Genomic DNA, 12,199 nt, shown 5'->3' on the forward strand with positions numbered 1-12,199 from the left:
GCCACCGACATGAAACGAGCGGACTACTCAGAGAACTGACAGTCGTGTCGTCCAGAACTCCTCGCGGGCGTCGGCCAGCGCCGCTTCGGGGTCGCCCGTCGCGTCGACCGCCCGCGTGGCGGCCGCACGGTCCCCGACCTCGTCGAGGAGCGTCCGCTGGCCGACGACGAACAGCGGGTCGGGGGCGTCTGCCAGCGCGTCGCGACAGCGGTCGAGGTGGTCGGCGATCTGACCGTCGCGGATGCGTTCGAACCGCCCCTGCGAGAACCCGCCCTTCGAGTGTTGCTCCTTCACGTCGCTCTCGAACCCCTCGAAGTCGACCCGTCGGTCGCCCTCGTAGACGCCCAGTGCGAACGTATCGGAGCGCACGAGCGCGAGCGCGTGGCGCTCGTCGTCCTCGGGGACGAACCACGAGCGCTCGACGCGGAACGAGTCGGCCCACTCACAGAACGACTCCGGGAGGCGGGGCGGGGCGAGCGCGACGCTCACGAGTTCGGCGTCGTCGGCGTACACCAGACACGGCGCGGCCCGCGAGACGAGTCCGGTGCGCTCGCCGAGCAGGTCGGAGACGGCGTCGGACACCGGGTCGTCCGCGCCGACCGTCGCCGACAGCGCGCCCTCCGGGCCGGTCTCGACCGAGTCGAGTCGTCCGAGCACGTCGTCGAGCCGTCCGCCCCGCAACCGCTCGCGCAGACGGAACGTCGGGCCGTCGTCGGCCGACTCGGCGCGTTCGCCTTCGAGGCCGGCGATGCGGTCTTCGAGTCGGTTGATGCGTTCTTCGGCGTCCTGCCGGTCGGTGACCGCCTCGCTACGGCGGCGCTGTTCGGCCTCTAACTGCCGTTCGAGGTGGCGTTTCTCCTCGTCCAACGTCGCGATTCGTTCGCGAAGCTCCTCGCGACCGAGCAACCGGTCGAGCATACCGGGACGTGGGAGCGGGGGGTTAAATACCGACGGGAGCGCCCAGCTCGATGAGCTGTTCGGCGTGGGGCGCTTTCGCGAGCAACACCTCCCGGAGGTCGGGGTAGGTGCCGCCGTCGTCCGTGAGGTCGAACGGGACGGCGAGCGTCCGTTCTGGGACCTCGTCACGACCACGCACCGCGAGGTGTCGGGCACCGAGTTTCATCACGAGCGGTCGCTGGCCGTCGGCGATGGGGTCGGAAGGGGCCGGTGTGGTCCCGTCAGCGTAGAGCTGTCGCGTCACCTGTTCGTGGTCGAGCCGGCTCATCGCCGGTCTGTCACCCTCGTACGGCTCGACGTAGAGCCGCCCGAGATAGTATCCGCCGGAGAACTGTTCGAACATCGGTACGAATTGTATGTTTGTCATTGTGTAGCATAAAGCTTCCCCGCAACGCTCTTGTCGGCGTGCGAACAGCGGCTTCGAGACCACCGGTGGCTGCCGGCGGGTTCGATGGCCTCACCCCCAGACGACACGGCTTTCACCGGCCCCCGCGCGTTGAAGGGTATGATACCCGAGCGGTGGGCGGAGTACTACCTCTCGAACACGCCGAGTCTCGTCTGGTTGCTGGTGGCGAACGTCGCGGCCGTCCTCGTGGGCGTCCGGTACTACGTCGCGTCGATGCCCGCCGTCGAGACGTTCGCCTGGCCGCTGTACGCCGACTCGCCGACCGCCGTCTTCGTCGCGACGCTCTCCATCGCGACGCTGTTGCCGAACCTCGGCCGACGACTGCGTGAGGCACCGATTAACCTGCCGTTGGCGTACCTCCACACCCTCTCGTTCGCACTGCTCGTCAAGACCGGTCTGTGGACCGTACTGGCGCTCAACCTCCGGTTCTCGCTGTACTTCCCCGAGGTGTGGGCGTACTTCGGCATCATCCTCACCCACCTCGCGTTCCTCGCCGAGGCGTACCTGCTCCCGCACTTCGGCCGGACCACTCGCGGTGCGCTGGCGTTCGCACTCGTCGTCATGCTCGTCGGCGACTTCGTCGACTACGGGTTGGCCGAGACGGTCGGCTGTGTCCTCGGGTCGCCGCTCGGTCGGTGTGACATCTACCCGCCGCTCCGCTACGACCCCGGTCTGGCACTCCCTGTGCTGACCGTCCTGACGACGATACTGACTGTTGCACTCGCATCGCGCGCGTTCGACCGCTACGAGGCCGATTCTGCCGGCCCCCCGACCGCCGACCGAGACGTCCCGTAGACCGTTTATCGGGTCCTTTCGCCCTCGATGGACGGTCTGAACGGTCCGAACGGAGTGTAGCCCTTTTGACCACGGGAGCGACAGTACCACTCGATGAACCGGCAGTGGGTCTCCGTAGTGTCCGTGTTGGCGCTCGTCGTGCTCGCCGCACCGACGAGCGGAGTCGTCTCGCCACCCGCCAACGACTCGAACAACACCAGCCTCGGGACCGACATCTCCTCGTTCATGCAGGTGAGTTCCGTCGAGGCGAGCGGTGAGGTCGACCGCGGGATGTTCGCCGCGGCGGTGGCGAACGCCCCCAACGAGACGGTCCGCCAGCGCCTCCTCGACCAGCGCGCCGACCGCCTCTCGAAACGGCTGGCAGCGGTCCGGCAGTCCGTCGAGAGCGCTCGCGACAGTCGGGGCGCTCGCGGAACCGTCGCACAGAGTGCCGCCAACGCCCGCGTCGACGCCCTCGAACGCGGCGTCGCGGACGTCGAGTCGGTCGCCGACCGGACGGGGACCACCCCTCCCGGCCTGACCGACCTCCGCGAGAACGTCCGCGGCCTCGGTGAGCCACCGATTCCGCCGGTGCTGGACGTCGGTGACGACGTCGACCTGGGCGGCGAGGCGGCCCCCGGCGGCGACCCGCCGGTCCCCGTCGACCCGAACGGTGGGTCCGACGCGGGCGACGCGAGCGACGGGAACTCCGGTGGTGGCGACGGTGCACCGCCGTCCGGTAGCGGCGGGGACGGTGTCGACGTCGGTAACGGCGACGCGGGCGGTGACGCGAACGACGGCAGCAGCGACGGGCCGTCCGTCGAGGGCGGGGTCGGCGTCGACCAGGACGGCGAGGTCGACGGCCCCACCATCGAGGTGTCTTCGAACGAGACGTCGACCGAGGACACCACCGCTCTCGCCGGCCCGCAGTGACGCTGCCCTCCGAGGGGTTGTGACTCGGCCCACCGGTCCCGACTCGCTTCGAGCGGTCACCGACCGAGACCGTGGTGCGCCACCGTTATACCTTCGAACGACTAACCTCGGGTAATGGACTCCGCGGCGTTGCTGGATTTACTCGGCAACGAGAACCGTCGGCGCATCCTCAGACTGCTCGCTCGGAAGCCCTGTTACGTCACCGAGATCAGCGAGTACCTCGGGGTCAGCCCGAAAGCCGTCATCGACCACCTCAGACGGCTCGAAGAGGCCGGACTCGTCGAGTCGCGCGTCGACGACCAGCGGCGCAAGTACTTCTCCATCGCCCGGAACCTCCGTCTGGAGGTGAACGTCTCGCCGTACGCCTTCGGCGCGAAGTCGGCGTACCCCGCCAGTCGCGGCCTCGACATGTCGCGGTGTCAGTACCTCACCATCGAGTGCTCGACGCCCGACGAGGCCGCCCAACTCGCCGAACTCGCCAGCGAACTCCGTCGACTCGAACGGCTGTCGAGCGAGCTGTCGATGGCCCAGCGCTGGGTGCAGGGTCGACTGACCGAGGTGATGGACGGCATCTCCGACCGCGTCGGCGAGACCCCGTCGCTCGGTGCGCCGGGCGGTGCGGACGCCCGGTTCTACGCGGAGGTGCTGGCCGCCCTCGCCAACGGCGCGGAGACCGTCCGAGAGGTCGCCCACCGCGCCGACGCGCCCCCGGACCTGACCGAGGAGTCGCTCCAGCGACTCGCCGACCACGGCGTCGTCTCCACCGACGGCGAGCGCTGGTCGCTCGTCGAGTGAGTCGGGTCGAGGGACTCACTCTCGGTCGGTCTTCCACTCGCCGAGCTGCTCGCCGTGGATCTCGCCTTTCGCGTCCCGACCGGTCGGCCACAACGCGATTACGACGAGTCCGAGGTAGAACGTCCCGAGGCACGCGACGACGACGACGCCCGGAACGCCAGGCACCCGTGCTGCTTCGGTCCACTCGATGCCCGAGAACAGTGCGATCTTCGCCAGCCAGGCGACACCGAGCACCGCGAACAACAGCCCGTAGATACGTTTGACCCGGCGCGACAGCGTCTCGCGAACCGACACCTTGAACCGTGGATAGCGGAGGTCTCGACCGAGCTCCTCGCGCCACTCCGAGTGCTCGACGCCGGTCGGGTCGAGGGCGTTCGCGAAGACGTTCTCCTCGAAGAACCGAACCCGTGCTCTGTGGAGGTCGAAGTATCGGTACCGACGAATCTCGTAGACGAGGAAGATACCGAGGATGGCGATTCCGACCAGCAGCAGGTAGGCGGGCATGTCGGCCGACGAGAAGGCGATGGAGAGCAACGCGGCGAGCAGCGTGATGGCCCAGTTCGTCGTCTGGTCGATACGGCTCTGCGTGTTGTTGGCCTGGCTGACCTCGCCTCGGTAGTAGTGCGGCAACGTCGAGAGGAGCGCGTCGGCGTCGTCGGCGACTTCGGCGGCGACCTCCTCGTCGACTTCGGTGGGCGACTCTTCGCCCGATGTGGCGTCGGCACTCATGCAGGGACAACTGGCTACCGACGGCTAAGGCAGTTTGTGCGGGGAACCGATACCGTCGGCTCGCCGGGAGTGTCTCGGTTCGTCGCCGGTCGCGCCGGATGACCGTCGACTCGGCGTGCTCACTCGCCGATGTCGGCGGTGAGGCCGGCCCGGAGGTCGCGGCCGAAGTAGTTGCCGACGACGCCGGCGAGGAAGCCGACGGCACCGATAGCCAGCGCTAGCTGTGGTCCGAAGCCGTTGAACAGGCCGATGCTGAACGTGGTGAGGTTGAGCAGCAGGAACCCGACCGCCGAGACGACGCCACCGGCGAGGCCGGCTTCGAGGTAGCGTCGTTCGCTGGTGACGAGACCGTAGACGAACGCCGCGAACGCGACGCCGAGGAAGCCGGTGCCCGGAATCAGCGGGATGGCGCTCCCGAGGAGCATCCCACCGGCCACGAACAGCAACGCAGCGAGGAACTTCTTCGGCGAGAAGACACCGACGGCACGTCGCTTCGCCCGAGCACGGCGTGTGTCGCTGGCGGGGGGTTCCGACGAGGGCGACCGGGTGGAGGACTCGTCCGACTCTAACTCGCGGAGGAGTTCGTCGGTACTTGACATGGTGACCCGTCAGACGTCCGGGGCAATGGCTCTTTTGCCCGTCAGTCGGCCCACTCGGCGACCGTCGAACGGTCGACGGCGGTCGTCCCGGTCGCACAGCGTGCGGCGATGGCGCTCCAGAGCAGTCCCGTCGCCAGCGACCCGAGCGCCGAGAACACCAGCCCGAGACTGAAGAACGCGACGGCGTAGACGAACGCGACGAGGGCGCTCGGCACGCTCGTCGTGCGGGGAACCGACGAGCGGACGTCGGTGAGCGTCGGGGCGAGCGTCAGGATGGCGATGAACGAACCGGCGGTGAACACGAGGTCTTGCCACGGCATGGACCACGGTCGGCGACACGACGTGCTGAGCCTCGGGGCTTTAGGTGGTCATCTGCCAGGCCGTGACAGCACTACGACTGTAGCCCCGTGAACGACCGTGAGGGTCAGTCCGTCGACCGGTCGTCGCACACCTGTCGCCACCCCGGTACCGTCGGCTTGAAGTCGGGGCGGCGGGAATCCGCCAGTATGAACCCCGGAGACCGCGTCCACGTCGAACGCGGCGACACCGAGTACGAGGGTATCCTGATGCCCTCCACGTCCGACACCGAGGTCGTCGTCAAACTCGACGGCGGCTACAACGTCGGCATCGCCCGCGAGCACAGCGACGTCGAGGTGCTGGAGACCGACGTGTTCGCCGTCGGTGAGAGCGAGACGAACGACGCCTCGACCGTCGAGTTCGACGACGACCTGCCGACCGTCGCGCTCATCTCGACGGGCGGCACCATCGCCTCGACCGTCGACTACCGCACCGGCGCGGTCACCGCTCAATTCGACGCCGAGGACGTGCTTCGCGCCGTTCCGGACCTCGCGGGCCGGGCGAACTACCGCGGCCGGGTCGTCGCCAACATCCTCTCGGAGAACATGACGCCCGACGTCTGGCAGGACCTCGCCCGGGCGGTCTACGAGGAAGTCGAAGCGGGTGCCGACGGCGTCGTCGTCATGCACGGCACCGACACGATGCAGTACACCGCCAGCGCGCTGTCGTTCATGCTCGACACGCCCGTCCCCGTCGTCTTCACCGGCTCGCAGCGTTCGGCGGACCGTCCCTCCTCGGACAACGTGATGAACGCGGTCTGTGCGGTCGAGGCCGCGAAGGCCGACTGCGCGGAGGTCATGGTCTGTATGCACGCCACCGAGTCCGACGACCGCTGTGCGCTGCATCGCGGCACGCGCGTGCGGAAGAACCACACCTCCCGGCGTGACGCCTTCGAGACCGTCGGTGCGGAACCGCTCGGGACGGCCGACTACGCCGGCGTCGACAGCGAGGAGGTCACCGTCTCGTTCCGTCGCCCACACGTCGAGCGTGACGAACACGAGGTGGCGCTCCACGACGACCTGGAGACCGACGTCGAACTGCTGAAGTTCGTCCCCGGGATGGACCCACAGTTCCTCGACGTGCTGGAGGGGAAGGCGGGCGTCGTCCTCGAAGGAACGGGTCTGGGCCACGTCCACACCGACTTCATCGACCGTATCGGGGACCTGGTCGACGACGGGACGACCGTCGTGATGACCAGTCAGTGCGTCGAGGGGCGAGTCTGTGACCGCGTCTACGACACCGGTCGGGACCTGCTGGACGCGGGCGTCGTCGAAGGGGAGGACCTCCTCCCGGAGACCGCGCTCGTGAAACTGATGTGGGCGCTGGCGAACGAGGACGACCCGGAGACGGCGATGGGTCGCCCACTCGCGGGTGAACTGACCGAGCGCTCGGTGCCGTGGACGTGACCCCGACCATCGAGCGCCGGCAGGTCCGTCCCGAGGACAAGGAGCACGTCGTCGCGTTCACCGAGGACACGTGGGCCGACCGCGGCGGCAGCGACTACATCCCCCACATCTTCGACGACTGGATCGCGGCCGACGGCGACGACCAGCGGACGTTCGTCCTGGACGTGGACGACGGCGAGGACGTCGCCGGCATCTGCCAGGGCGTCCTGCTGAGCGACGAGGAGGCGTGGGCACAGGGGATGCGCGTCAACCCCGACTACCGCGGGCACGGCGTCAGCCTCGACCTGACCCACGGCGTCTTCGAGTGGGCCGCCGACGCCGGCGCGACCGTCTGTCGGAACATGGTGTTCTCCTGGAACATGGCGGGTCTGGGGCAGTCGCGAGCGGCCGGGTTCGACGCCGCCACCGAGTTCCGCTGGGCGCACCCCACTCCCGACGCCGACGCCGAGAGCGACCACGAGGTCACCGACGACCCCGCCGCTACCTGGCGGTGTTGGCAGGACTCCCACGCCCGCGACCACCTCCGGGGCCTCGCGCTCGACACGGACGAGTCGTGGGCGCTGTCGGAACTCACGCGCGACCGCCTCCAGCGCGCGAGCGACGAGACGCGGACGTTCGCGGTCCAGGACCAGGGCACCCCCGCCATGGCGTTCCGGACCCGAACCTACGAGCGGCCGAACGAGGACGGCGAACAGGTCCGGTGGGCGGAGTACGGCGTCGGCGCGTGGGAACACGTCGACCACGCGCGGTCGCTGTTCGCGGCCATCCAGCGCGACGCCGCGAGCCTCGACGCCGACCAGACGCGCCTGCTGATTCCCGAGACGGTCCACCACGTCTCGGACGTGGCGTTCGCTCGGGCGGGCAGTTCCGACGAACCGGACTTCGTGATGGCCGCGGACCTCACCGACTGGTAGGGCCGGTCACCGGTGGCGGTTCGGGCGGGTCCACATCGCCACCGGTCTCAACTCGCGTTCGCCCGTGGCTCGCCCCCGGTCGCGCGAACGACCCCCATGACGAGGAACTCCACGAGCAACAGCACCGGCGGGAACCCGAGGACGACGACGGTGTACGGGTCGATTCCCGTCGCGTCGGTGACGAACGGCACCGCGACGACGAGTGCGAGCGCGGCGAACGCGGTGTACCGTCGCGTTCGCGGGGTGTCGTTCCCGAAGTCGAGACGGGGGAGCGCGCGACGCAGGAGCCACACCTGCGCGTAGACGGCGAGGACGAACACGACGAGCGCGACGGCGCTCGCGGTGTTGGCGTACAGCGTCCGCGGGATGCCCATGCCGACGAGCACCAGCGGGAAGTGGGGTTTCGCGAGGTGGACGAGGCCTGTCACCAGCCACCCGTTGAGCCAGCAGACGAACAGCACCCACCCGAGGACGTACGGGCGTTCGACGGAGACACGCGCGAGCCACGACATACCACAACGTGGAACTGTCGAGTCACAAGAACCCTTCCATTGCTCACACGCGAGTCTCACCGATGGCGCACCGGTTCGACGACCACGACCGTTCGGCACCCGCAACGTCGCTGTTGATACCCGTCGGACGACTACGATGCTCGACAGCTCGTGACCCTCGATGTTATCGCCGACACAGGCGCAGACGACGGTGGAGCGACGGCTGCCGACACGACACAGGCCATCGCACGCCTCGTTCGGCGGGCCATCGTCGCGCTGTTACAGTCGACCGTCGGGGGCGACGAGCGAGCGGGCGACGAAGCGCTCGCGGAACTCGACGACGTGCGCCGGACGCTCGCGGCACTCCTGGAGACGGTCGACCCGGCGACGATAGCCGCTGCAGTCGATCCCGAACGCCTCCTGATGCTCGTCGACTGGTCGGGCGTCCCCGAAGCGCTCTCGACCGGCGACTACCGCTCGGTCATCGCCTACGAGAACATCCCCGAGTTCCTCGACGCTCCTGCCCTCCTCGATGCGACGGACGTTCGCGAGGGGTGGCGACAGAGCCGCGACCTGAGCGAGACCGTCGGAGACCTGGCCGACCGAGTCGTCGGCCCCGAGACGGACGACGCCGCCGCCGCCGACCCGGAGACCGAGGAGGAGCGAGCGGTCGAAGCGGCCAACGACGCCAAAGAGCGCGATGCGGGTATCGAAGTCGCGAAGTCGCTGTCGACGACCGACAAGGGTCGTCGCTTCCTCGTCCAGAAGGCGGTGAGCGACGCCGTCGAAGACGCCCGTGAAGAAATCCTCGACGCTCACGACCGCATCGACGCGGCGGTCGCCGACGTGGACGAACGGGTCGGCCGCGTGGGACGACCCAACTCGCGGAACCCGACGGCGTTCTCGACGCTCCCTCGGTCACGCGCCCGGGTCGGTCGCGCGACGACGTACTCGACGGTGCCGACCGAAACGCGCTACTCCGACGCGCCGAACTTCGAGCGCATCTACGGCCCTCGGTTCGACCGTCGCGACGAGACGTAGTCCGTCGGTTCGTCCGGTTCGACTCGTCGCCGCGACGGAGTCGATGACTCAGCCCCCGGAGACCGGCGGGAACATCGCGAGTTCGTCGCCCGCTTCCAGGGTCGTCTCGTAGCCCGCGTCGGCGACGAACGGGTTCTGGGAGTTCCGCAGGACGCGGATGTGGTCGCGGAGGTTCCCCTCCTCGTCGGTGACCTCCTCGCGGAGTTCGGGGTGGGTCTCGAACAGGGCGTCGAGGGCGTCGCGGAACGTGGCCCCCGCTTCGACGTCGACGTCGACTTCGCGTTCGCCCGCCGTCTCGGCGAGGTTGGCGAACAGCTTCCAGCGCATACTCGGCCTACCGGTCGCGGAAAGAAGAACCCTCCCGATTCCGAGCGCGGTCGACGGTCTCTGTCGTCGTGGCCCGGCGACTCAGTTCTCACTCGGGGTCGCCGCGACCTGCACGCCGTCGTTGGTCTCCAGGCGCCGGAGCGCATCGGGTCTACCAACGGCGTAGAGCGTCTCGCCGCCGGCGACCGTCGTCGCCGGCTCGGGCAGCGTCGTCACGCCGCCGTCCGCTCGGCGGACCGCGACGACCGTCGCTGCGAGCGTCCCGACCGACTGGCCGACGAGCGGACTGCCCTCGCTGACGGTGACGACGGCCAGCGTCTCCTCGGCGGCCCGGAACAGCGCGGCGAACTCGCGGTCGACGCGCGCCTCCGCGGGGAGGGTCACCAGCCGATAGCTCGTCTCGCCGTCGACGGCTGCCGCGTCGGCGTCGTCGAGCGCGAGCGTCGCCACGTCCTCGGACACCCCGCGGAGTTCACCGGTGACGACCCGTTCGGGCGGGTCCCACACCTGGACCAGGTCGCCCGCACTCGCGCCGGTAGCGGGGTCGGCCCGGACGGCGACCGCCGCGTGGCCCGGCGGGAGTGTCGGCCCGATGCCTGCCGCCCGGCCACCGAGTGCGAGGTACTCGACGGTGCCGTCGGGGGCGAGGTCGACGTCGACGTGGCCGACCTCGTAGTCGTCGCGAAGCCGGTCGACGAGTCGGCTTCGGAGTTCCTCGACGGTGAGGCCACGCGGGAAGCCGAACGACGCGCCTTCGAGCCGTGCTCTCGTCTCGGGGGCGACCGGGTCGTGGTCGGGGATGTCGTCGACGGTGTCGGGGAGCATGACGGTGATCTGCCGGCCGACCGCTCGAACGATGTCGCGGGCGTCGGGGGCGTCGTCGAACACCGACCGCGCGATGCGGTCGCCTGCGCGCCCCGCGAGGAAGGCGACGACGGTCGCCGCGAGGAACGTCCCGACGTTGAACACGACCGGTCCTTCGAGCAACGGGCCGTCCTGGTTGACCATCGCGTCGCCGAGCGCCGTCTTCGTGTTCAACCCGAGGGCGACGACGCTGATACCGGCGAGCACGGATAGCCCGTCGGGAACCTGTGTCTGGGCGTACCAGCGGTGGAGACCGCCGACCGCGCCGGCGACGAGCGCCCCGAAGACGACCAGCCCCCCGCCGACGAGCAGCGGGACGAGGAGGTCGTTCGCGATGGCCTGCAACTGCGCCTGCGAGGAGAGTGCGCCGAGGGCGGCGCTCGTGTGGCGAGGAACGCTCACGCGACCACCTCACCGAAGCGGTCGAGCGCCGCTCCCGTTCCGACGGCGAACAGTTCGTCGCCCGTCTCCAGTCGGGTCTCGCCGGACGGTGCGAACTGCCAGTGACCGTCGTGGCGTACCGCCAGCACCGCCACGTCGTAGCGCTCGCGCACACTGGCCTCCGCGAGTGTCGTCCCCGCGAGGTCGCCGTCGAGGACTGCGACCCGTCTGACGCGTCGCCCCGCCCGGCGCAGCAACGACAGCAGTTCGAACTCGCGGCGTTGGCCGCGCGCTCCTACGACGAGCGTCGTCGTCTCGGCCGCCAGGACTGCCGGCGCGTCCGAGCGGGTGACCGAGAGCGTCACTCGTCCCGCGCCACCGGCCGCCTCGACCGAAGGCGGACGTTGCGGAGTGTCCGCCTCGTCTCCGTCCCCATCCTCGACGTCGTCACTTCGTGTCACCACCGGGACCCCGAGCACGGTCGCCTCGACGGTCGTCTCGGGTGTCCGGACGGTCACTTCGTCACCCGGCGCGAGGCCGGTCGGGACGAGCGTCTCGACGGTGACCGCGCGGTGGCCGTCGGGGACGCGTTTCGAGAGTCCCGATAGCGGCGGGGCCACGCCGACGGTCGCCCGGCCACGCTCGTCGATGGCGACCGACACCTCCGCGAGGTCGAACTCGCCGCGCAGCCGGTCGGCGAAGCGCGTCTCCAACTCGCGGACGGGGAGGTCCGCGGGGAGCGTCGCGCTGAAATCGGCGACACGCGTCCGGAGGTCGTGGCTCGCCGGTGGGAACCCCTCGATATCCTCGACGGTGCCGTGGACGCGGACCCGTGCGTCGCCGCCGACACGCTCGACGAGGTCCGAAGAGAGCGTCCGGTTGCGCAGGGCACGGAACGACACCCGCTTGGGGAAGGTCGTCCCCATCGCGTCTCCCTTCGCGTGTGCGTACAGCGACATCATCACGATGACGACGATGGCGACGACGACCCGCCCACCACCGCCGAGGACGGCGGGGTCCTGGAGCGCGAGCAGGCCACCCTGGACGCCCGCGACGGCGAGACCGAGGACGACCACACCGAACCCGGGGATGGAGATGCCGGTGAAGTAGCGGACGGTGAACCCCAGCACCCACGAGATGAGCGCCGGGATGACGCCCGTGAGCAGCCCGAGGTAGACGCCCACAAGGAGTTCGACGGGGAGCGATGGCATGACAGTCGCTTGGA

At 69.5% G+C, this 12,199-nt stretch carries 15 protein-coding genes; 6 read left to right on the forward strand and 9 right to left on the reverse strand.

All coding sequences use genetic code 11. The annotated features are described in order from the left end of the window. Window positions 1-27 precede the first annotated feature (27 nt). Window positions 28-918, reverse strand: a complete 891-nt coding sequence (locus M1L36_RS15795; RefSeq protein WP_250874704.1) for a Vms1/Ankzf1 family peptidyl-tRNA hydrolase — start codon at window positions 916-918, stop codon at window positions 28-30. Between the two features lie 22 nt (window positions 919-940). Next, the gene (locus M1L36_RS15800; RefSeq protein ID WP_250875581.1) at window positions 941-1,300 is read right to left on the reverse strand and encodes a DUF5802 family protein; all 360 of its coding nucleotides are present in this window, start codon (window positions 1,298-1,300) and stop codon (window positions 941-943) included. Between the two features lie 162 nt (window positions 1,301-1,462). Between M1L36_RS15800 and M1L36_RS15805 the strand changes: the two genes are divergently transcribed. From M1L36_RS15805 to M1L36_RS15815, 3 genes are all read left to right on the forward strand, one after another. After that, window positions 1,463-2,158, forward strand: a complete 696-nt coding sequence (locus tag M1L36_RS15805) for a DUF1405 domain-containing protein (RefSeq protein WP_250874705.1) — start codon at window positions 1,463-1,465, stop codon at window positions 2,156-2,158. Between the two features lie 93 nt (window positions 2,159-2,251). Next, window positions 2,252-3,070, forward strand: coding sequence for a hypothetical protein (locus M1L36_RS15810; protein WP_250874706.1), 819 nt, complete (start codon window positions 2,252-2,254; stop codon window positions 3,068-3,070). Window positions 3,071-3,184: 114 nt separating this feature from the next. After that, the gene (locus M1L36_RS15815; RefSeq protein WP_250874707.1) at window positions 3,185-3,865 is read left to right on the forward strand and encodes an ArsR/SmtB family transcription factor; all 681 of its coding nucleotides are present in this window, start codon (window positions 3,185-3,187) and stop codon (window positions 3,863-3,865) included. Between the two features lie 15 nt (window positions 3,866-3,880). Here the strand turns inward: M1L36_RS15815 and M1L36_RS15820 are convergent, their stop codons facing one another. From M1L36_RS15820 to M1L36_RS15830, 3 genes are all read right to left on the reverse strand, one after another. Beyond that, the gene (locus M1L36_RS15820; protein ID WP_250874708.1) at window positions 3,881-4,594 is read right to left on the reverse strand and encodes a DUF2270 domain-containing protein; all 714 of its coding nucleotides are present in this window, start codon (window positions 4,592-4,594) and stop codon (window positions 3,881-3,883) included. 119 nt (window positions 4,595-4,713) lie between these two features. After that, on the reverse strand, window positions 4,714-5,193 hold the full coding sequence (locus M1L36_RS15825; RefSeq protein ID WP_250874709.1) for a DUF8526 domain-containing protein: 480 nt from the start codon (window positions 5,191-5,193) through the stop codon (window positions 4,714-4,716). A 41-nt stretch (window positions 5,194-5,234) separates the two neighbouring features. Next, window positions 5,235-5,513: a hypothetical protein gene (locus M1L36_RS15830; protein WP_250874710.1), complete on the reverse strand. Its 279-nt coding sequence runs from the start codon at window positions 5,511-5,513 to the stop codon at window positions 5,235-5,237. A 186-nt stretch (window positions 5,514-5,699) separates the two neighbouring features. On the opposite strand from M1L36_RS15830, the gene gatD reads away from it, so the two are divergent. After that, on the forward strand, window positions 5,700-6,956 hold the full coding sequence (gene gatD / locus M1L36_RS15835) for a Glu-tRNA(Gln) amidotransferase subunit GatD (protein WP_250874711.1): 1,257 nt from the start codon (window positions 5,700-5,702) through the stop codon (window positions 6,954-6,956). Further along, complete coding sequence (locus M1L36_RS15840; RefSeq protein WP_379820474.1) at window positions 6,953-7,870, forward strand: GNAT family N-acetyltransferase; 918 nt, start codon at window positions 6,953-6,955, stop codon at window positions 7,868-7,870. Before gatD ends, M1L36_RS15840 begins: the two co-directional genes overlap by 4 nt. A gap of 47 nt (window positions 7,871-7,917) precedes the next feature. Here M1L36_RS15840 and M1L36_RS15845 read toward each other — a convergent pair whose 3' ends face one another. Continuing rightward, on the reverse strand, window positions 7,918-8,382 hold the full coding sequence (locus M1L36_RS15845) for a hypothetical protein (protein ID WP_250874713.1): 465 nt from the start codon (window positions 8,380-8,382) through the stop codon (window positions 7,918-7,920). Between the two features lie 150 nt (window positions 8,383-8,532). On the opposite strand from M1L36_RS15845, the gene M1L36_RS15850 reads away from it, so the two are divergent. Next, window positions 8,533-9,402: an ELKS/Rab6-interacting/CAST family protein gene (locus tag M1L36_RS15850; protein ID WP_250874714.1), complete on the forward strand. Its 870-nt coding sequence runs from the start codon at window positions 8,533-8,535 to the stop codon at window positions 9,400-9,402. A gap of 48 nt (window positions 9,403-9,450) precedes the next feature. Here the strand turns inward: M1L36_RS15850 and M1L36_RS15855 are convergent, their stop codons facing one another. The 3 genes from M1L36_RS15855 to M1L36_RS15865 all read right to left on the reverse strand — a co-directional run bounded on the left by M1L36_RS15855 (window position 9,451) and on the right by M1L36_RS15865 (window position 12,185). Then, a complete protein-coding gene (locus tag M1L36_RS15855; protein WP_250874715.1) occupies window positions 9,451-9,729 on the reverse strand; it encodes a ubiquitin-like small modifier protein 1 in 279 nt (92 codons plus the stop codon). 81 nt (window positions 9,730-9,810) lie between these two features. Beyond that, a complete protein-coding gene (locus M1L36_RS21690) occupies window positions 9,811-10,995 on the reverse strand; it encodes a cation:proton antiporter regulatory subunit (RefSeq protein WP_250874716.1) in 1,185 nt (394 codons plus the stop codon). Beyond that, entirely contained in the window at window positions 10,992-12,185 is a 1,194-nt protein-coding gene (locus tag M1L36_RS15865; protein ID WP_250874717.1) for a DUF8167 domain-containing protein, read from the reverse strand. Before M1L36_RS15865 ends, M1L36_RS21690 begins: the two co-directional genes overlap by 4 nt. Window positions 12,186-12,199 lie beyond the last annotated feature (14 nt).

Origin of the sequence: Halomarina rubra (genome assembly GCF_023699475.1) — an archaeon.
In the GTDB taxonomy this organism is placed as follows: Archaea; Halobacteriota; Halobacteria; order Halobacteriales; family Haloarculaceae; genus Halomarina; species Halomarina rubra.

What these genes read in the sequence shown, in the direction of transcription:
- M1L36_RS15795 (WP_250874704.1), bottom strand. Translation starts at nt 918, where the DNA reads ATGCTCGACCGGTTGCTCGGTCGCGAGGAGCTTCGCGAACGAATCGCG.
- M1L36_RS15805 (WP_250874705.1), top strand. Translation starts at nt 1,463, where the DNA reads ATGATACCCGAGCGGTGGGCGGAGTACTACCTCTCGAACACGCCGAGT.
- M1L36_RS15820 (WP_250874708.1), bottom strand. Translation starts at nt 4,594, where the DNA reads ATGAGTGCCGACGCCACATCGGGCGAAGAGTCGCCCACCGAAGTCGAC.
- M1L36_RS15865 (WP_250874717.1), bottom strand. Translation starts at nt 12,185, where the DNA reads ATGCCATCGCTCCCCGTCGAACTCCTTGTGGGCGTCTACCTCGGGCTG.
- gatD (WP_250874711.1), top strand. Translation starts at nt 5,700, where the DNA reads ATGAACCCCGGAGACCGCGTCCACGTCGAACGCGGCGACACCGAGTAC.
- M1L36_RS15800 (WP_250875581.1), bottom strand. Translation starts at nt 1,300, where the DNA reads ATGTTCGAACAGTTCTCCGGCGGATACTATCTCGGGCGGCTCTACGTC.
- M1L36_RS15830 (WP_250874710.1), bottom strand. Translation starts at nt 5,513, where the DNA reads ATGCCGTGGCAAGACCTCGTGTTCACCGCCGGTTCGTTCATCGCCATC.
- M1L36_RS15845 (WP_250874713.1), bottom strand. Translation starts at nt 8,382, where the DNA reads ATGTCGTGGCTCGCGCGTGTCTCCGTCGAACGCCCGTACGTCCTCGGG.
- M1L36_RS15855 (WP_250874715.1), bottom strand. Translation starts at nt 9,729, where the DNA reads ATGCGCTGGAAGCTGTTCGCCAACCTCGCCGAGACGGCGGGCGAACGC.
- M1L36_RS15810 (WP_250874706.1), top strand. Translation starts at nt 2,252, where the DNA reads ATGAACCGGCAGTGGGTCTCCGTAGTGTCCGTGTTGGCGCTCGTCGTG.
- M1L36_RS15825 (WP_250874709.1), bottom strand. Translation starts at nt 5,193, where the DNA reads ATGTCAAGTACCGACGAACTCCTCCGCGAGTTAGAGTCGGACGAGTCC.
- M1L36_RS15815 (WP_250874707.1), top strand. Translation starts at nt 3,185, where the DNA reads ATGGACTCCGCGGCGTTGCTGGATTTACTCGGCAACGAGAACCGTCGG.